This is a genomic window from Ruegeria sp. BF7, from assembly GCF_056538605.1.
Window position 1 is genome coordinate 966,407 of record NZ_JBQFTM010000001.1, and the last position, 18,961, is coordinate 985,367.

The 18,961-nt window shown below is 59.0% G+C and carries 19 protein-coding genes; 11 read left to right on the plus strand and 8 right to left on the minus strand.

Going from position 1 to position 18,961, the window contains the following annotated elements; all coding sequences use genetic code 11:
- Nucleotides 1-227 precede the first annotated feature (227 nt).
- The 3 genes from ctaD to ACR0IK_RS04855 all read left to right on the plus strand — a co-directional run bounded on the left by ctaD (nucleotide 228) and on the right by ACR0IK_RS04855 (nucleotide 3,622).
- A complete protein-coding gene (gene ctaD / locus ACR0IK_RS04845) occupies nucleotides 228-1,886 on the plus strand; it encodes a cytochrome c oxidase subunit I (protein ID WP_480589638.1) in 1,659 nt (552 codons plus the stop codon).
- A 597-nt stretch (nucleotides 1,887-2,483) separates the two neighbouring features.
- Nucleotides 2,484-3,083, plus strand: coding sequence for a DsbA family protein (locus ACR0IK_RS04850; RefSeq protein WP_480589637.1), 600 nt, complete (start codon nucleotides 2,484-2,486; stop codon nucleotides 3,081-3,083).
- A gap of 44 nt (nucleotides 3,084-3,127) precedes the next feature.
- Nucleotides 3,128-3,622, plus strand: a complete 495-nt coding sequence (locus tag ACR0IK_RS04855) for a DUF2244 domain-containing protein (protein WP_480640643.1) — start codon at nucleotides 3,128-3,130, stop codon at nucleotides 3,620-3,622.
- Between the two features lie 22 nt (nucleotides 3,623-3,644).
- Here ACR0IK_RS04855 and ACR0IK_RS04860 read toward each other — a convergent pair whose 3' ends face one another.
- A complete protein-coding gene (locus tag ACR0IK_RS04860) occupies nucleotides 3,645-4,130 on the minus strand; it encodes a GatB/YqeY domain-containing protein (RefSeq protein WP_480589635.1) in 486 nt (161 codons plus the stop codon).
- 183 nt (nucleotides 4,131-4,313) lie between these two features.
- Between ACR0IK_RS04860 and carA the strand changes: the two genes are divergently transcribed.
- Nucleotides 4,314-5,480 carry a glutamine-hydrolyzing carbamoyl-phosphate synthase small subunit gene (gene carA, locus ACR0IK_RS04865; protein ID WP_480640644.1) on the plus strand — a complete coding sequence of 389 codons (1,167 nt, stop codon included), beginning with the start codon at nucleotides 4,314-4,316 and terminating at the stop codon, nucleotides 5,478-5,480.
- Nucleotides 5,481-5,565: 85 nt separating this feature from the next.
- Complete coding sequence (locus ACR0IK_RS04870; protein WP_480640645.1) at nucleotides 5,566-7,440, plus strand: glycosyltransferase; 1,875 nt, start codon at nucleotides 5,566-5,568, stop codon at nucleotides 7,438-7,440.
- A 3-nt stretch (nucleotides 7,441-7,443) separates the two neighbouring features.
- Here ACR0IK_RS04870 and ACR0IK_RS04875 read toward each other — a convergent pair whose 3' ends face one another.
- On the minus strand, nucleotides 7,444-8,091 hold the full coding sequence (locus ACR0IK_RS04875; protein WP_480589632.1) for a GntR family transcriptional regulator: 648 nt from the start codon (nucleotides 8,089-8,091) through the stop codon (nucleotides 7,444-7,446).
- 100 nt (nucleotides 8,092-8,191) lie between these two features.
- Here ACR0IK_RS04875 and ACR0IK_RS04880 point away from each other — a divergent pair, with 100 nt between their 5' ends.
- The 3 genes from ACR0IK_RS04880 to ACR0IK_RS04890 all read left to right on the plus strand — a co-directional run bounded on the left by ACR0IK_RS04880 (nucleotide 8,192) and on the right by ACR0IK_RS04890 (nucleotide 10,446).
- On the plus strand, nucleotides 8,192-8,836 hold the full coding sequence (locus tag ACR0IK_RS04880) for a pyrimidine 5'-nucleotidase (protein WP_480589631.1): 645 nt from the start codon (nucleotides 8,192-8,194) through the stop codon (nucleotides 8,834-8,836).
- An 87-nt stretch (nucleotides 8,837-8,923) separates the two neighbouring features.
- Nucleotides 8,924-9,172 (plus strand): hypothetical protein, encoded by a 249-nt coding sequence (locus tag ACR0IK_RS04885; protein WP_480589630.1) that lies wholly within the window; start codon nucleotides 8,924-8,926, stop codon nucleotides 9,170-9,172.
- 77 nt (nucleotides 9,173-9,249) lie between these two features.
- Nucleotides 9,250-10,446: a UbiH/UbiF family hydroxylase gene (locus tag ACR0IK_RS04890; protein ID WP_480589629.1), complete on the plus strand. Its 1,197-nt coding sequence runs from the start codon at nucleotides 9,250-9,252 to the stop codon at nucleotides 10,444-10,446.
- 22 nt (nucleotides 10,447-10,468) lie between these two features.
- Here ACR0IK_RS04890 and ACR0IK_RS04895 read toward each other — a convergent pair whose 3' ends face one another.
- Nucleotides 10,469-11,596: an aminotransferase class V-fold PLP-dependent enzyme gene (locus ACR0IK_RS04895; protein WP_480640646.1), complete on the minus strand. Its 1,128-nt coding sequence runs from the start codon at nucleotides 11,594-11,596 to the stop codon at nucleotides 10,469-10,471.
- Between the two features lie 233 nt (nucleotides 11,597-11,829).
- Here ACR0IK_RS04895 and ACR0IK_RS04900 point away from each other — a divergent pair, with 233 nt between their 5' ends.
- Nucleotides 11,830-12,531, plus strand: coding sequence for a GntR family transcriptional regulator (locus tag ACR0IK_RS04900; protein ID WP_480589627.1), 702 nt, complete (start codon nucleotides 11,830-11,832; stop codon nucleotides 12,529-12,531).
- Between the two features lie 2 nt (nucleotides 12,532-12,533).
- Here the strand turns inward: ACR0IK_RS04900 and ACR0IK_RS04905 are convergent, their stop codons facing one another.
- Nucleotides 12,534-12,992, minus strand: coding sequence for an Lrp/AsnC family transcriptional regulator (locus ACR0IK_RS04905; protein WP_480640647.1), 459 nt, complete (start codon nucleotides 12,990-12,992; stop codon nucleotides 12,534-12,536).
- Nucleotides 12,989-13,444 carry an Lrp/AsnC family transcriptional regulator gene (locus ACR0IK_RS04910; protein ID WP_480640648.1) on the minus strand — a complete coding sequence of 152 codons (456 nt, stop codon included), beginning with the start codon at nucleotides 13,442-13,444 and terminating at the stop codon, nucleotides 12,989-12,991. Before ACR0IK_RS04910 ends, ACR0IK_RS04905 begins: the two co-directional genes overlap by 4 nt.
- A gap of 131 nt (nucleotides 13,445-13,575) precedes the next feature.
- On the opposite strand from ACR0IK_RS04910, the gene ilvC reads away from it, so the two are divergent.
- Nucleotides 13,576-14,598 carry a ketol-acid reductoisomerase gene (gene ilvC / locus ACR0IK_RS04915; RefSeq protein WP_480589624.1) on the plus strand — a complete coding sequence of 341 codons (1,023 nt, stop codon included), beginning with the start codon at nucleotides 13,576-13,578 and terminating at the stop codon, nucleotides 14,596-14,598.
- Nucleotides 14,599-14,676: 78 nt separating this feature from the next.
- The gene (locus ACR0IK_RS04920) at nucleotides 14,677-15,579 is read left to right on the plus strand and encodes a DMT family transporter (protein WP_480640649.1); all 903 of its coding nucleotides are present in this window, start codon (nucleotides 14,677-14,679) and stop codon (nucleotides 15,577-15,579) included.
- Here the strand turns inward: ACR0IK_RS04920 and glmM are convergent.
- From glmM to ACR0IK_RS04935, 3 genes are read right to left on the minus strand one after another with little or no spacing between them, the layout of a single operon-like run.
- A complete protein-coding gene (gene glmM, locus ACR0IK_RS04925; protein WP_480589622.1) occupies nucleotides 15,576-16,919 on the minus strand; it encodes a phosphoglucosamine mutase in 1,344 nt (447 codons plus the stop codon). The two genes, ACR0IK_RS04920 and glmM, sit on opposite strands and share 4 nt — an antisense overlap.
- 34 nt (nucleotides 16,920-16,953) lie before the next feature.
- On the minus strand, nucleotides 16,954-17,952 hold the full coding sequence (folP, locus tag ACR0IK_RS04930; protein WP_480640650.1) for a dihydropteroate synthase: 999 nt from the start codon (nucleotides 17,950-17,952) through the stop codon (nucleotides 16,954-16,956).
- The gene (locus ACR0IK_RS04935) at nucleotides 17,949-18,869 is read right to left on the minus strand and encodes a dihydroneopterin aldolase (RefSeq protein ID WP_480640651.1); all 921 of its coding nucleotides are present in this window, start codon (nucleotides 18,867-18,869) and stop codon (nucleotides 17,949-17,951) included. Before ACR0IK_RS04935 ends, folP begins: the two co-directional genes overlap by 4 nt.
- Nucleotides 18,870-18,961: the final 92 nt, after the last annotated feature.

The following is an 18,961-nucleotide window of genomic DNA, read 5'->3' on the forward strand; positions in this document are numbered from 1 at the left end:
CCGCGCGAATGGATGTTAGCGGCCCCTTGAATTTACGGAGACAATCGCCAGATATGCCCTGTTCAGGGCCAAGAACTCGCGGGTTTTCCTCCAACCCGCGACAATTAATCTTGATCCAGATCAAACTCGGCCATTGAAGGCGCCTCTTTCGCATTCTAAAACCAGCAGTAATACCGCGCACCGGAGAGGTTCGGCAGCGCGGTCAGTTGCAACAGGAGGCACCTATAATGGCAGACGCAGCCATTCATGGTCACGGCCATGAAGACCAGCGCAGCTTTTTCCAGCGCTGGTTCATGTCGACCAACCACAAGGACATCGGGATTCTCTACTTGGTCGTTTCGGCATTGGCCGGTCTGATCTCGGTTTTGATGACTGTTTACATGCGGCTCGAGCTGATGCACCCCGGTGTTCAGTACATGTGCCTGGAAGGCTTCATGGCCGACCCATGTACCCCCAACGGGCATCTGTGGAACGTTATGATCACCTATCACGGTGTTCTGATGATGTTCTTCGTTGTCATCCCCGCCCTGTTCGGCGGATTTGGCAACTATTTCATGCCGTTGCAGATCGGTGCGCCGGATATGGCGTTCCCGCGGATGAACAACCTGTCCTTCTGGCTGTACGTCGCCGGTACCTCGCTGGGTGTTGCGTCGCTGCTGGCGCCGGGCGGCAATGACCAAGCCGGCTCGGGCGTGGGATGGGTTCTGTACCCGCCGCTGTCCACGACCGAGGGCGGCATGTCCATGGACCTTGCGATCTTTGCCGTACACGTATCGGGCGCCTCCTCGATCCTCGGCGCGATCAACATGATCACCACCTTCCTGAATATGCGTGCCCCGGGCATGACCCTGTTCAAGGTGCCGCTGTTCAGCTGGTCGATCTTCGTCACGTCGTGGCTGATTCTGCTGTCTCTGCCGGTTCTGGCGGGCGCGATCACCATGCTTCTGATGGACCGCAACTTCGGCTTCACCTTTTTTGACCCGGCCGGTGGCGGTGACCCGATCCTGTATCAGCATATCCTCTGGTTTTTCGGCCACCCGGAAGTGTACATCGTGATCCTGCCCGGCTTTGGCATCATCAGCCATGTGATCGCCACCTTCGCGCGCAAGCCGATCTTCGGCTATCTGCCGATGGTTTGGGCGATCATCGCGATCGGTGTTCTGGGCTTTGTCGTATGGGCGCACCACATGTACACCGTCGGCATGTCGCTACGTCAGCAGGCATACTTCATGCTGGCCACAATGGTCATCGCAGTTCCGACCGGGGTTAAGGTGTTCTCGTGGATCGCGACCATGTGGGGCGGCTCCATTGAGTTCAAGACGCCCATGCTGTTCGCCTTCGGCTTCCTGTTCCTGTTCACCGTTGGCGGTGTGACCGGTGTGGTGCTGTCGCAGGCGGGTATCGACCGCGCCTATCACGACACTTACTATGTGGTTGCGCACTTCCACTATGTGATGTCGCTAGGTGCCGTCTTTGCGATCTTTGCTGGGGTCTACTTCTACTTCTCCAAGATGACTGGCCGTCAGTACTCGGAGTTCTGGGGCAAGGTTCACTTCTGGCTGTTCTTCATCGGCGCCAACCTGACCTTCTTCCCGCAACACTTTCTGGGCCGTCAGGGTATGCCGCGCCGCTACATCGACTACCCCGAAGCCTTCGCTCAGTGGAACTTCGTGTCGTCGATTGGTGCGTTCATTTCCTTTGCCTCGTTCCTGCTGTTCTTCGGCATCGTAATCTATGCACTGCTGCGTGGTGCAAAAGAGACGCGTCCGAACCCGTGGAACGAGTACGCGGACACGCTGGAATGGACCCTGCCCTCGCCGCCGCCCGAGCATACGTTCGAGCAGCTGCCCAAGCAGGAAGACTGGGACAAAGGCCACGCGCACTGATCCCGCTGTTCGGAAAACACGGAAAGCCCCGCCTCGTGCGGGGCTTTTTTGTTTTTCCTCCCCACTTGGCCAGCAGTTGCGTAGACACATCCGGTTCCCTGAGAATTGTATTCAGAAATTGATTTTCATGACGCACCTGCAAAAAAACAGTTGCCGTAAAGCTGGCAGAACCATCAGCGGCAGTCTGATTTCCCCAATTGGAAGGCAAGGCCAGTCGCGTCGCGTGACTTGTGAATCTCCAGGCCAGACGGTTATCGGAAAAGGCACAACAGCGGTAAATCAACAGGTTCTGGCACGTGGCCCTGATGGATTGACTGGCTCGGTTTACGGCTGCCCAGGGTCAGCGCGTCGACGGAACACACGTTTGAAAGGAACGTCACCGATGTACCGGGCTCGGCACTGTGTCGAACAATCGAGATCGATATGCGCCAGACGACCGGTTTCAGTGATCCGCATCCAACCGCGCAAGCCGTCGAAAAAGCGTTGCTTTAAAACACGCAACATCACTCTGGCCAGTCTCGCATTTCAAGCAAAGTTCGAAAAACCGACCGTTTTAGGATATGATACGAATTGAAACTCTGGGATCGGAGTGATCACATGCCCGAAATTGATTTTTGGTATTCCATCGGCAGTACATACAGTTTCCTGACCATCATGCGTCTGGACGACTGGTGCGATGAGCATGAGGTCTCAGTCAGGTGGCGGCCGTTCAATGTGCGCAGCGTGATGAAGGACCAGCAGAATATTCCGTTTACAGGCAAACCAGTGAAATCCGCGTATATGTGGCGGGATATCGAGCGTCGGGCCGCAAAGTACCACATTCACGCCAAGTTGCCCGCGCCTTACCCGATCTCGGACCTGGCGCTGACCAATCAGGTCGCCTTGCTGGGAATGGGCGACGGGTGGGGCAAGAACTTCACCCAGACGCTGTATCGCATCTGGTTCGAAGAGAATGTCGAAGCCGGCAGCGAAACCGCCATCACTGAAGCGCTACACAGGTGTCAGCAGGACCCAAGGCTGGTGCTGGCCCGCGCTCGCAGCCCCGATACTGTGGCAGCCCTTGAAGCCGAAACGGATCATGCCGCAAAACTGGGGGTGTTCGGCGCTCCCAGCCTTGTCGTCCGCGGTGAGGTTTTCTGGGGCGATGACCGGCTGGACGATGCGCTGTCATGGGCGCGCGTCGGGCATGTGGCCTAATCATTTCGCTTCGACAAGCAACTACATTACGCTAGTTTTCCGCCATGCCCTACCGATGGAAACATACCTCTGCAACCGAACAGGAACTGCGCCTTTGGCCGCATAACTCGCTACCGCGCCGCGGGGCGATGATCGTGATCCTGTCGGTTTTTCTGTTTGGGCTGATTCCACTTCTGGCGGTGCTGGGGTCGGTCATCCTGTGGGGCCTGCTGCCTTTTCTGCTGCTGACCGTTCTGGGCCTGTGGCTGGCCATCCAGAGCAACTATCGCGCCCGTAGCGTGTTCGAGATTCTGACCCTGACCGGCACAAAGGCGCATCTGGTCCACCATAACCCACGAAGCGGCCGGCAAGAATGGACCTGCAACCGCTACTGGGCCCGGCCTGAGATGCACAAGCACGGCGGGCCAGTTCCAAACTATGTCACGCTGACCGGAGACGGGCGCGAAGTGGAAATCGGAGCGTTCCTGTCCGAAGACGAGCGTATCGCGCTATACGATGACCTGACGCAAAAACTGCGCGAACCGGTCGCGCAGCAATAGCAGTCTCGGAATTTATCAGGTGTCAGCAACCGCCGTTCGACGCGGCGCAGAGGTGGTCTTTGACCATCGGGCCAACTTTGCCGAAATCCATCCGGCCGGTATAACGAGTCTTGAGCTCGCCCATTACCTTGCCCATGTCGCGGATCGATCCTGCTCCTGTCGCGGTGATCGCCGTCTGGATAGCTTTTGAAACCTCGTCATCATCCAACTGCTTGGGCAGAAATTCCTCGATAACCTCAACCTCGCGCAGTTCCCGTTCCGCCAGATCCAGGCGTCCGCCCTCTTCGTAGGCGCGGGCGCTTTCCTTGCGCTGTTTGGTCATTTTCCCAAGGATTTCAAGAACCTCGGTATCGCCGCATCCCTTGGCCTCTTCGTTGTCGGAGGCCCGCGAAGCGATGTCGCGGTCTTTGATTGCAGCGTTGATCAACCGCAGCGTCGACAGGCGCTCGGCATCTTTGTCTTTCATTGCTTGCTTCAGGGCAGAGTTCACCCGTGATCGCATATCCATATGATCTGTCCATCCCCATGGAAAAGGAACCCCGACCATATCGAAACAAAAAGCGCGACACAACCGGAAGTGAATATTGCTAACTCATTGATTTTCCACAATAGCGCAAAATTTGAACAGACTTGACCCAGCGCCACAACCCCCTTAGTTATGCGCCGATTTACCCAGCAGGAGAGTCGCCCGATGGCCCAGAACGCCCCGTCCAAGCCCACCGCATGTCTGGCATTGGCCGACGGTACACTGTTCTACGGGATGGGCTTCGGTGCCACCGGTCAGACCGTGGCCGAGTTATGCTTTAATACTGCCATGACCGGATACCAGGAGATCATGACCGATCCCTCTTATGCCGGACAAATTGTGACCTTCACCTTCCCCCATATCGGCAACGTCGGCGTGAACCCAGAAGATGACGAAACTGGTGATCCGGTTGCCGCAGGTATGGTCGTCAAATGGGACCCGACCGAGTCATCCAACTGGCGCTCGGCCGAAGAGCTGAAAACCTGGCTGACCCGCCGTGGTCGAATCGCGATCGGTGGTGTGGACACTCGCCGCCTGACCCGCGCCATTCGTCAGCAAGGCGCGCCGCATGCGGCACTGGCCCATGATCCCGAAGGCAGTTTCGACATTGAGGCATTGATTAGCGCCGCACGTGGCTTTGCTGGACTCGAGGGCATGGATCTGGCCAAAGAGGTCACCTGTGCCCAAAGCTACCGCTGGGATGAGATGCGATGGGCTTGGCCCGATGGCTATACCCGCCAGGAAGCCCCGGTGCACAAGGTGGTTGCCGTCGATTTTGGCGCCAAGCGCAACATTCTGCGCTGCCTCGCCTCGGCTGGCTGTGATGTAACCGTTCTGCCCGCCACCGCAACCGCAACAGAAGTGCTGGCGCACAACCCTGATGGCGTTTTCCTGTCCAACGGTCCGGGCGATCCGGCAGCCACTGGTGAATACGCCGTTCCGATGATCAAAGAGATTCTGGACACCACCGACCTGCCCGTCTTTGGCATCTGTCTGGGCCACCAGATGCTGGCGCTGGCTTTGGGCGGTCAGACTGTCAAGATGAACCACGGCCACCACGGCGCGAACCACCCGGTCAAGGATATGGAGACCGGCAAGGTCGAGATTACCTCGATGAACCACGGTTTTGCGGTAGACGCGCAGTCTCTGCCCGAGGGTGTGATTGAGACCCACCGGTCGCTGTTTGACGGGTCGAACTGCGGCATCCGCATGACCGACCGCCCGGTCTATTCGGTGCAGTACCACCCCGAAGCCTCGCCCGGCCCGCAGGACAGTTTCTACCTGTTCGAACGCTTTGCCGACGCGATGGCGGACAAGAAAGCAACCGCCTGATGCGGCGATATGATCAGAGTTAACCCGCTGTTAACCCTAATTGAGCAACCCTGACGCCTGCTAACAGCGTCAGGGTTGTTTCGTTATGGTCGAACTGAACCTGCAGCATTTCGCGCACGCCGCGCCGATACCTGCTCAGGAACGCAAGCCTTTGGGGGCTTGTCTTGTCGACCGTGGCCTGATCACAAAGGCGCAGCTGGACGAAGCTCTGTTCCTGCAATCCTGGCAACAGGCCCCGTTGGGTGAAATTCTGGTGGCCGAGGGCTGGGTCAGCCGTCAGGACGTTCTAAGCGCCCTGTCCGAGCAAACCGGCCTGCAGATCGCTGATCTGGACAACTCGCCGCCATCTACCGATCTGTGCCAGATCAAGCCTGTTGACTTCTGGCTGTCTCATAACGTCATCCCCTGGCGTCGCTTGGGGCCCATTCTGCTGGTCGCCACAGCGCGGCCCGATTTGTTTCCGGATGTGAAACGAGAACTTGGGCATACCGGGTACACCATTATCCCGGTACTAACCGACACAGATCAGATCGATAGCGCCATCGCGCACGTGTTCTCCACCCCTTTGGCCGAAGCGGCCGAATCCCGTGTAGATCTTGACCAGAGCTGCCGATCCTGGACCCCTAAATCCCGTGCCCGACCTGCGGCCGCGCTTGCGGGCCTTGTGGTCCTGTTTGCCACCTTTCCCCTAACCGCGTTCGCCATTCTGGTGGCGGCCGCCGTGATCAGCCTGATCCTGTTTCTGACTCTGCGCCTGGCCGGTCTGCTGAGTTTCATTTGGCATCACGGGACACGCTCCACCAAAGCCCGCCCCCCCAGCCCGCCGCTGGCTTTGCCTTGCGTGTCCATTATGGTGCCGCTCTATAAAGAGAGGGAAATTGCCGATGCCCTGATCCGGCGATTGCGGCGGCTGACCTACCCCAAGGCACTGCTGGATATCATTCTGGTGCTGGAAGAAACCGACGAGGTGACGCGATCCACACTGGCGCAGGTTGATCTGCCCAGCTGGATCAGAACCGTCGAGGTGCCTGCCCTGAACGGCCTGACCACAAAACCCCGGGCCATGAACTATGCGCTGGATTTCTGCAGGGGCGATATTCTGGGCGTCTGGGATGCCGAAGATGCGCCGCAGCCAGACCAGATCGAACGCGTCGTCCGGCACTTTGCTCAGGCGGGCGACGATGTGGTTTGCCTGCAGGGTGTCCTGGATTATTATAACCCCCGCACCAACTGGCGATCACGCTGCTTTACCATCGAATACAACAGTTGGTTCCGGGTTATCCTGCAAGGTATTGCCCGGCTTGGACTTGTTGTGCCGTTGGGCGGGACCACGTTCTTTTTCCGCCGTGACAAGCTGTTGGAGCTGGGCGGCTGGGATGCCCACAACGTCACCGAAGATGCCGATCTGGGTGTAAGACTTAGCCGGGCGGGATATCGTACTGAAATGGCCGATACCGCCACTTTCGAAGAGGCCAACTTTCGCGCCTGGCCATGGGTACGGCAGCGCTCTCGCTGGCTCAAGGGGTTCATGGTCACCTACATTGTCCACATGCGGTCGCCGCTGCGATTGCTGAGGGAACTCGGCCCTTGGCGATTTTTTGGCGTACAGGCATTCTTCCTTGGGACAGTTGGACAATTCCTGCTGGCTCCGGTCCTGTGGCTGTTCTGGCTGTCGACCTTTGGCCTGCCCGGCCCGCTTCATCCGATCCTTGCCGATGCCGGGCTTAGCGCATTGTTCGGTCTGTTCCTGTTTGCAGAGGCCGTCAATACTCTTGTTGGCGCCATAGCAGTGTCCGCGCGCGAACGGCGTTTCCTGCTGCCGTGGGTGCCGACAATGCCGCTGTATTTTCCGCTGGGCGTCCTGGCTGCGTACAAGGCCTTGTGGGAACTACTGCTAGACCCGTTCTTCTGGGACAAAACACAACACGGTCAGGCCAGCGAAGAGGACCTGCCGCACTGACGGTCAGCTCTCGCGCCGGATAGCATCCTGTTTCAGGCGCGTCATGAAGGCGACCGAGATATGTTCCTTGAGGGCGCGTCCGGCGGCTTCTTCGTCGCGGGCTGCGATTGCCTCGACGATCCCCTTGTGTTCGCTCTGCGCAATCTCACCCCGGCCCTGCGCCGCCAGCGACGTCGTTGCCATCAGCGCCATGGTGCGATGTACAAGGTCCAGTTGCTGCACCAGATAACGGTTATGCGAGGCCAGATGAATCTGTTCATGAAACCGCCGGTTCGCCCGTGACAAGGCCGTCGGGTCATCGACCAACGCGTCATCGGCGGCGACCATTTCCTGCAGAACCTTGATCTCTTCTTCGGTGGCGTGCTTGGCGGCCAATTTCGCGGCCAGACCCTCCAACTCGCGCCGCACCACATACAGCTCGGCCATCTGGTTGTGGTCCAGCGAAGCCACAATCAGCGAGCGCCCGTCGCGTTCCAGCAGGGATTGCGTTTCCAGCCGCTGCAGCGCTTCGCGGATCGGCGTGCGCGACACCCCGAACCGTTCGGCCAGCTCGCTTTCAACCAGACGGTTGCCGGGCTTGTAAACGCCCACGTCAATCGCTTCGAGAATTAGGCTGTAGGCGTCTTTGGACGGCTGTCTGGATTGGGGCATCGGGTGGTTTGTCTCCTCGTTCGAACATGTCTATCCGTCACTTGCCCCCGGGATCAAGAGCGGCATTGAAAACCGATGCCCAGCACCCTAAACCAAACCCATGGTCAAACCTGCCTTTTCTCACGTCACCCACTGGGTGTTCGACCTGGACAACACGCTCTACCCGCCACATATGCGCCTGTTCGATCAGATCGAGGTGCTGATGACGGATTACGTGGTGCAAGCCATTGGCGTGGACCGGGCTGAGGCGGATCGTCTTCGCTCGCACTATTGGCGGCAATACGGCACTACGCTGGCTGGGTTGATGGCCGAGCACGATCTTGACCCGGACCCATATCTGCACGCGGTTCACCAGGTTGACATGAGCCACATGGACCCAGACGTGGATCTGGCCGATCACATCCGATCCCTGCCCGGGCGTCGCATTGTCTACACCAACGGCAGCGCGCCCTACGCCGAACGCGTTCTGGACGCGCGCGGCCTTAGTGGCTTGTTCGACGCGATCTATGGGGTCGAACACGCGGACTATAGGCCAAAGCCGGAAAAAGCCGCGTTCGAGGCGATCTTTGCCCAAGATGGAATCGACACGACCAAGGCTGCGATGTTCGAGGATGATCCGCGCAATCTGGCCGCTCCGCACGCGATGGGAATGCGCACCGTTCACGTCGCACCCGAACCGCACGAGGCCGACCATATACACCATCACACAGACGATCTGACCGCGTTTCTGGCGCTTCTGCGATAGGCTGTCACACTGCGACGATCTGCACATTTTGCAGGTGCAGCATCACCCCTATATGCGCCTCAGCGACGAACAGAACCGGAGATTTCCATGAGCGCGATCGAGATGCCTCGGCGCCTGCCCATCTGGCAGCGCCTGTTTTTTGCAATCCCCGTTTTCGGCTGGCTGGCAAAAGATGCCGCCAATGGCGAGGCCGAAGACTGGTACTACACGGCCGCCGCGATTGTCAGCATGTGGGGATGCTCGGCCCTGCTGTTTGGCCTGCCGGGGCTATATATCCCTGCGGTCATGATGGTGCCGGTGATGTTCCTCATCCTCATCCTGATCTCACGCGGCTGACACACGGGACAGGATGTCACTTGGCACCCACCTTGTAACCGAACTAGTTTCTGCCCAAGATTTCGGAGACCAAGGCCATGAAAGACAGCTGTGACATCCTTATTTCCGGCGGAGGAATCGCCGGACTGACCGCTGCAGCGGCCTTTGGAGCTGCCGGGTTCGACGTAGTTTGCGTCGACCCCACTCCGCCCATTACCGAGCGTGACGTGGACGGATCCGACCTACGGACTACGGCGTTTCTGCAACCGGCGCATGGGCTTTTGGAACAATGCGGGTTGTGGCAGCGACTGGATGAACACGCCGCCCCCCTGCAGATCATGCGCATCGTGGATGCGGGCGGCGATGTGCCCGAACCCCGCGTGGTGCGCGATTTCAACGCCGCCGATATCTCGGACCTGCCCTTTGGCTGGAACCTGCCCAACTGGCTGTTGCGGCGCGAGATGGTGGCCCGTCTGACCGAACTGCCCAATGTCGATTTCCGCCCCGGCACAGGCACCGTCAGCCTGTTCACGCGCACCGCCGAGGCCCGCGTGGGCCTGAGCGATGGCAGCCGTATACGCTGCAAACTGGTGGTCGCCGCGGACGGGCGCAATTCCCCGATGCGCGAGGCCGCGGGGATCAACGTGCACACCACTCGTTATGGCCAGAAGGCGCTGGCATTTGCGGTTACGCACCCGATCCCGCACGAAAACGTCTCGACCGAGATACACCGCTCGGGCGGGCCGTTCACACTGGTCCCCCTGCCCGATTGGCAGGGTCAGCCCTCATCCGCGATTGTCTGGATGGAACGCGGTCCTCGCGCGGTTGAATTGTTGAACACCGATGCCGAGGCGTTCGAAGCTCTGATGACCGAACGATCCTGCGGGCTGTTCGGGCCGTTGAAACTGGCATCGCGCCGAACCATCTGGCCGATTATAAGTCAGTCGGCGGAACGCCTTTCGGGCGAGCGCATCGCCCTGATGGCTGAGGCCGCCCACGTGGTGCCACCCATCGGTGCGCAAGGATTGAACATGTCACTAGGTGATCTGCGCACTCTGTTGGACCTCGCCCAGGCTCGACCCGAAGGTCTGGGCGATGCGCAAATGCTGGACGCCTACCACAAAGCCCGCCACTCGGAGATCGAGATGCGCGTCAAAGGCATCGACTTGCTGAACCGCGCCTCGATGATCGAGGCACGGCCACTGCGCGATGCGCGGGCGATGGGGCTGAATGCGCTCTATTCTCTGCCTCCTGTGCGCAAGACGTTGATGCAGATGGGCCTCGGCGTACGCTGAGGCCCCCAGGTCACTCAGAAGATCACAGTACCTGATCCAGCACGCGCTTGAGTCGAGCAATTGTGCCATCTACGTCATACAGCTTGTCCAGCCCGAACAGACCCAGACGGAAGGTACTGAACCCCTCGGGCTCATCGCATTGCAGCGGAACACCGGCAGCGATCTGCATACCCAAGGCGGCGAATTTCTTGCCGTTCTGAATCTCGGGATCCGAGGTATAGCTGACCACAACCCCCGGCGCACCGAACCCATCGGCGGCCACAGACACGATGCCCTTGTCCTTCAGCATCGCCCGTACACCGTTGCCCAAAGCCCATTGCGCATCGCGTAGCTTTTCAAAACCGTAATCGCGGGTCTCGTTCATCGTATCCCGGAACGCCTGCAGCGCGTCAGTCGGCATCGTGGCGTGATAAGCATGCCCGCCATTCTCATAGGCCTGCATGATCTGACGCCACTTCTTCAGGTCAACGGCGAAACTATCAGAGGTCGTCTCCTCCAATCGCGCCTCGGCCCGTTCAGATAGCATGACCAGACCGGCACAGGGCGAAGCGCTCCACCCTTTCTGCGGGGCTGAGATCAGGACGTCCACTCCAGTTGCCTTCATATCGACCCAAGCACAGCCAGAGGCGATGCAGTCCAGCACCATCAATGCGCCAACCTCATGCGCAGCCGCCGCCATGGCGGTCACATAGTCATCCGGCAGAATCAGACCTGCTGCGGTTTCAACGTGCGGAGCAAACACCACATCCGGACGTTGTTCTCGAATAGTTGATACCACCTCTTCGATCGGTGCTGGTGCAAACGGAGATGAGCTCGAATTGCCGGTTTGGCGCGCCTTGAGCACCGTGGCCGACGCCGTCAGATCTGCGGATTCGACGATCTGGCTCCAACGATAGGAAAACCATCCGTTACGCACGACCAGAACGTTGGCTTTGCGCGCGAACTGTCTGGCCACGGCCTCCATTGCATAGGTCCCACCGCCCGGGATTACGGCAATACCGTCCGCGTTGTAGACATCTTTCAGCATGTTTGAGATGTCGCGCATGACGGTCTGAAACCGGGCCGACATGTGGTTCAGGGAACGGTCGGTGAAAACAACCGAGAACTCCTCGAGCCCATTGGGGTCAATGCTATCCAAAAGCGCCGGCATGATTTGTCCTTTCAAACAGTACTCGGGCAACGTGAATCTTCTGGCGAGATTGGTAAAGCAGTTTTCTTGCGCCGACAATTGACGCCACGGAACTTTATTTCCCCGTGAATTTTAGGTTCGAAACTGCACCATATAACCCCCGAAGTGACGCCAAATAGTGTCACCACCCCTTTACACCCAGAGGTGTTTCTGAACAGATACATACACTTTGTAGAAGAAAGGTTTTGCTCCTCGTGACTGCTCAAAAGCGGATCAGTTTTCAGGTTGTACGGGACGAAGTTAAACGTCGCATTGAAAGCCGAATCTGGCCTCAGGGATCTTTGCTGCCAACGGAAACGCAGCTTGCCGAAGAATTCAATTGCGCGCGCGCGACCGTAAATCGCGCCCTGCGGGAGTTATCCGATCAAGGATTTGTTGAGCGTAAGCGCAAAAGCGGCACGCGGGTCAAAAAAGAACCCAGCAAACACGCGAAACTCGAGTTTTCGCTGGCGCGCCAGGCCGTTGAGAACCAAAACTCGACTTATCGTTATGCTCTTGTCGAACGTAATGTAGTGTCCAGTCCCGGTTGGCTGGCCTCGCAACTCAGTGTCTCACCAGACGCGCGCGTGCTGCATGTGATCTGCATGCACTATGCCGACAACCGCCCATTTCAGCTGGAAGAGCGCTGGATCAACATCGATACCGTACCCGAGGTCGAGAATGCCGATCTGACCTCGCAAGGCCCGCATGAATGGCTGCTGAACATAGCCCCCTTTACTGAAGCAGAGGTTGCGTTCTGTGCGATTTCCGCCGACGGGAGATTGGCCGAATTCATGGGAACCACGGCCGGCACATCGATGATCCAACTTGAACGCACGACCTGGAAAGATGGTGAGCCGATGGCCTTCGCCCGAATGACCCACCATCCCGGCTATTGCATTCGCACCAGATACTGACCCTAACCGATCGGACCGGGTAATCGCTCTTCGCTGAGCAGGACGTTGGCTTCGACGTCCCCGGCACCGGGTAGGGTCATGATCCGCCGCCGCAGAACCCGCTCAAAGTCGGACAGGTCGCGGGCGACAACCCGAAGGCGATAATCGTACAGGCCAAGGACGTGCTCGACCGTCTGAACCTCGGGGATGGCGCTGACGGCACGTTCGAAATCTTCCAGACTGACCTGACCTTTGCGGGCCAGTTTGACCCCCAAAAAGACTGTCACGCCGAACCCCAACGCCTCGGCATTCAGGCGCAGACGACGCCCCCGGATTACTCCTGCCGTTTCCAACCGCCTGACACGCCGCCAGGTCGCAGGCTGCGACAATCCAAGTTTACGACCCAGGGCTCCAGCACTCTGAGTAGCATCCTGCACCAGCGCACGTAGGATTTGGCGGTCTGTTTCATCAAGCTCAATCATACCGGTAGAACCTCGTTGCGCTTCACTCGCGCAATATGCATCAGCGCCTCGATATCGGCGATGTGCGGCAAGGTCAGAATGCGGTCGCGGTAGATTTTCTGATAGTGTGACATGTCGCGTGCCAGCACCGAAAGACGAACATCCACACGGCCCAGAAAAGTCTGGATTTCGATTACTTCTGATACATCGCGCGCAGCAGCAGTGAATTCATCGAAGGCACGGGGCTGGGTCTTGTCCAGTGTCACACGCAACGAGACCTCAACGGCATATCCAAGCGCGGTCCAGTCAAGGACAGCCTCCTGTCCCTGAATGACGCCCGACGCCTGCATCTTCTCGACCCGGCGCCAGCACACGCCCTGGCTGACCCCACACCGCTCGGCCAGTTCGGCCATGGAAAGGGTCGGTTCGGTCTGTAGATGACGCAGAATGCGCCGGTCCATGTCATCAAGCATGATTTATTCTCTAATTCGTACTTTCGCGAATAACTTTTCACCTTTTTTCCAAATACTCAATGCTTCAACGCTCGCCAACCAAGCCACACCGAATTAAAAGCGCAGCAACCGTAACAGAAAGGACCGGAATAATGCGCGTCTATTACGATCGCGATTGCGACATCAACCTGATCAAAGACAAAAAAGTGGCCATCCTGGGCTATGGCTCGCAAGGTCACGCGCACGCGCTGAACCTGCGCGACTCGGGCGCGAAGAACCTGGTCGTCGCTCTGCGCGAAGGTTCCGCATCGGCTAGGAAAGCCGAAGCCGAAGGTCTGGAAGTCATGGGTATCGCCGAAGCGGCGGCCTGGTGCGACGTCATCATGTTCACCATGCCCGACGAACTGCAGGCAGAGACCTACAAGAAATACGTGCATGACAACATCAAGCCCGGCTCGGCCATCGCCTTCGCCCACGGTCTGAACGTCCACTTTGGCCTGATCGAGCCGAAAGAAGGCGTCGACGTCATCATGATGGCCCCCAAAGGCCCGGGCCACACCGTGCGCGGCGAATATGTCAAAGGCGGCGGCGTGCCCTGCCTGGTTGCCGTCAACAACGACGCAACCGGCAAAGCGCTGGAAATCGGTTTGTCCTACTGCTCGGCCATCGGCGGCGGCCGTTCGGGCATCATCGAAACCAACTTCCGTGAAGAATGCGAAACCGACCTGTTCGGTGAACAAGCTGTTCTGTGCGGCGGTCTGGTTGAACTGATCCGCTGCGGTTTTGAAACTCTGGTCGAGGCAGGCTACGCGCCGGAAATGGCCTATTTCGAGTGTCTGCACGAAGTGAAGCTGATCGTGGACCTGATCTACGAAGGCGGCATTGCGAACATGGACTACTCGATCTCGAACACTGCCGAGTACGGCCAGTACGTCACTGGCCCGCGTATCCTGAAATACGACGAAACCAAAGCGCGTATGAAAGAGGTTCTGAACGACATCCAGCAGGGCAAGTTCGTTCGTGACTTCATGCTGGAAAACGCTGTTGGTCAGCCGACCATCAAAGCTTCGCGCCGTGCCAATGACGAGCACATGATCGAGGAAACCGGTGCGAAACTGCGCGCTATGATGCCTTGGATTTCGGCTGGTAAAATGGTCGACAAGGAAAAGAACTGATCCTGACGGTTCTTTGCGAAAGGGCGGCCAAACGGCCGCCCTTTTTTGTCTCAACACCTCCTGATTTTTAGGCCCAACATGGTTGACCAACCCACATCCCGCGATTGGAGCGGCGTTATAACTTTGGGCCTCATCTGGGGTGGAACGTTCATGGTCGTCGCCATGGCGTTGGAAGGATACGGGCCAGTCACTGTTGCCACTGCGCGCACCACCCTTGGCGCCTTGACCTTGCTGGGGATGATGGCGCTGACCGGGCGTAAGTTGCCGTCGGGCAGTCCGAAACTCTGGGGTTACATCGCAATCATTGGCGTGTTGTCGACTGCGCTGCCTTTCCTGTTACTCAGTTGGGGGCAGCAATATGTGGCCTCGGCCTTTGCGGGCCTGTCGATGGCAGCGATACCGCTGATGGTATTACCATTGGCGCATTTCTTTTCAGACGAACCGCTGAACCTGCGCAGGCTCCTTGGGGTATCTCTGGGCTTTTGTGGTGCACTTGTACTGATCGGCCCGGGGCTGGCACAAATTGGACAGGGGGCGGAACCCTTGGCTCAGCTAGCCTGTATCGGAGCCGCCCTGTGCTATTCCTGCGCGTCGATCTTCACCCGGCGCTGCCCACCCGTTGATCCCGTCGCTTTGGCCGCGTTGTCACTGGTCGTTGGCGCGGCGCTCTTGCTGCCCATCATGCTGGTGACCGAGGGCCTCCCCCACTGGGAAGGTACGCGCCCCGGCCTGGCGATCATCGCGCTGGGCCTTTTACCCACCGCCTTCGCCACCTTGTTGCGCGTTTCGATCATTCGCAGCGCCGGGTCTGTTTTCCTGACGCTGGTCAACTATCAGGTGCCGATCTGGTCGATGATATTTGGCGCATGGATTCTGTCCGAGGCGCTGCCCCTTCGGTTCTACATCGCGTTGATCATGATCCTAACCGGGCTGGCGATCAGCCAGTGGTTCAGCTTGCGCAAGATGCTGATCGGGCGTTAACCCGCGACCGCCTCGACCTCGGCCACGATGCCATCGACAACCTGCGTCAACAGGGCATCATCCTCACATTCCGCCATCACGCGGATCAAGGGTTCCGTCCCCGACTTCCGGATCAGCAGACGACCCTGCCCGTTCAGGCGCGCTTCGGCATCGGCGATGGCGGCTTTAACGCTGCCCGCTTCCAGCGGGCTCTGCCCGTCCTGATAACGCACGTTCTTCAATAACTGAGGTACGGATTCGAACTGCACCGACAGTTCAGAGGCCTTGCGGCCCGAGTGCACCATCTCGGCCAGAAAATGTAGCCCAGCCATCAGACCGTCGCCGGTGGTGGCATAGTCGCTCATAACGATGTGGCCCGACTGTTCTCCACCCAGATTGAACCCGCCTTCGCGCATCCGTTCAACGACATAGCGATCGCCAACAGCCGTCCGCTCCAGCCGCAGCCCTTGCGCGGCCAGGTGCCGTTCCAGCCCGAGATTGGACATCACCGTCGCAACCAGCGCGCCGCCCTCAAGGCGATCCGCCTTGGCCCAACTGGTCGCCAGCAGCGCCATAAGCTGATCGCCATCAGCCACGTGCCCGCACTCATCGACCATCACGACGCGGTCGGCATCGCCGTCCAAACAGATCCCAACATCAGCGCCATGGGCCACAACCGTTTCGGCCGCCAGTTGAGGTTTGGTCGAGCCGCAATTCAGGTTGATGTTCTTGCCGTTCGGCGCGATCCCGACCGGAATGACCTCGGCGCCCAGTTCCCACAGAACCTCGGGGGCGGTGCGGTGCGCGGCGCCGTTGGCACAGTCGACCACCACTTTCAGTCCATCCAGACGCAGGTCGCGGGACAGCGAGGACTTCACCCGTTCACCGTATCGAAACCGCGCATCATCCACCCGACGCGCGCGGCCGATATTTTGAGCCTGCGTGGGTTTGACACCCTCTTCGATCAGACGCTCAATCTCAAGCTCGGCTTGATCGGACAACTTGTATCCGTCGGGGCCAAAGAACTTGATGCCGTTGTCCTCTGCCGGATTATGACTGGCCGAAATCATCACGCCCAGATCCGCACGCATTGACCGGGTCATCAGCCCCACGGCGGGCGTTGGCACCGGACCCAGCAACAGCACGTTCATACCGGTCGAGGTCAACCCGGCGGTCAGCGCGTTTTCCAACATGTACCCGGACAGGCGCGTGTCCTTGCCAATCACCACCCGGTGCGCGCCGGATTGATTGCGACGGAAATACCGCCCAACGGCAGCCCCGATACGCAGGGCCATCTCGGCCGTTATCGGATGGGTATTGGCGGTGCCCCGCACCCCGTCGGTTCCGAACAGCTTGCGCATCGTGTCACTCCGTAATTTCTTGCCTGTGACGGGATTACCGGACGGAAGCCCACAGACGCAAGGCCTGAGCGGTCTCGGGCACGTCATGAACCCGCAGGATCTGCACGCCCTGGGACAATCCTGCCAATGCCACGGCGATTGATCCCGGCGCGCGGGCGTCCTTGCGCGGCTCCAGACCGATCTGCCCGATGAGCCCCTTGCGAGACACTCCCAGCAGAATCGGGCATCCGATGCCGTGAAACAGGCTGAGGTTTTGCAGAAGAGCCAGATTGTGCGCCTGCGTTTTGCCGAACCCGATTCCCGGATCAATCACGATTCGGTCGCGGTTCAGGCCCAGTTGCTGCAACTGCGCGACCATCCCGTCAAGGAAATCGTACACATCCAGCAGAACGTCGTCATATTGAGGATCGTCCTGCATTGTAGCCGGGTCGCCCTGCATGTGCATCACGCAGACCGGGGCATCAACCTCGGCGCAAAACGATGCAAGTTGCGGGTCAAAGGTGAAACCAGAGACGTCGTTGATCAGCCCGGCCCCCGCATCCCACGCCGCCCGCGCAACGCTGGCTTTGCGTGTATCGATGGAGATCAGCGCCTGCGTGTTGGCGCGGATGGCCTCGACAACAGGTTGGGTTCGCGCGATTTCTTCATCATCAGGTACGTAAGAAGCCCCTGGACGGGTGGATTCTCCGCCGATATCCAGAATGCTGGCCCCATGCGCCACCATCTGATCCGCGGCGACCGTTGCAGCCTCGACCGAATTGTGCACGCCGCCATCGGAAAAACTGTCCGGTGTCGTGTTGAGGATGCCCATGATCTGAGGCCGATCCATCGCCAACCCCGTAATCTCAGCGCGCGGCCCGGTCAGTCGTGCAAGCACATCACTCGGAATGTCCTGTGCCGCAACAACAATCGGGGTTTCCGTTCGCGTCAGACGTTCGGCATGTGTGAACCACAAAGGCTGTCCCGCAAGAGGCATCGCACCAGTCGGGCGGGCCGGGCCGTGTTGCACCAGCGGTCGGAAGTATTCTGTCACAGCTGCGCCTGATCCACTGAAATGGCACGCAGGGGTGTCTTAGGCGCTTTCGGCAAAGCACCGCCGATCACCATCATTTCACTGGCTTCAAAAGTGGCCGCGAACCACGCCGCCAAGGCGACAGCGTCCGAAGGTGCGGCGGAGGGGCCGTCCACAGCATCCAGCACGATCTTGGAAGGAGCCCAAACGCAGATCTGACCGTTCTTCATCGCCCAGTCCAGTTCGGTCCGAGTTGACACCACCACACAGCGATGATCTTTCGCAGCGAGAACCCAGGCGTTCTGTTCAATCGCCAGCAAGTCAATTCGGCGCTGCGTCATCGCGTGGCCGGTTTGCGGGACATCCATATCCGCAGCACCCAGGCACAGAATCAGGGGACGTTGACGGTTTTCCAACTGGTCAATCCACCCGGCCAGATTAGACGAAGCAATTGCCTCGTTCGACAGAAACACCAACCGCGGATGGGGGCGCTCTTCCTCGACCACGTCGTGATGGATCGCGTCCCTGCCGCGAACAATTTCAACACCCAGGGCGCCAGGGCCGCGATCCAGTTTTTCGATTCTGACAAAAGCCCTTACAGCCTGAGGCTCAAGCAGAATACGCTCAGCAACGCGATCCGCCAATGTCTCAAGCAGGTTCAGTCGCTCGGCGGCCAGTTCATGCGCAATCGCCTCGGTCACGCGGTCATAGGACAGGATGCGGTCCACGTCATCGTCAATCGGGTCGGTCAGCGGGCGCACTTCGACCACGATGTTGAAACAGATACGCTGTGTCGTGCCACGCTCGGCCTGAAACGCGCCGATCTCAACCTCGACAATATGATCCCGCAATGAAATGCGGTCCAGCGGGCCGCGCGTGGCGGTCGCTTCGGACCGCTCGGACGGGTGCGCAAAGGCAAGACGGACTTCAGAGCTCATGCAACGGACCTTTTCGGGCTTGGTGGGCTGATCAGCCAAAACTATACGGTGCGCGCGCATATAACACCGCCTCAAACGCCATTCCAGACACC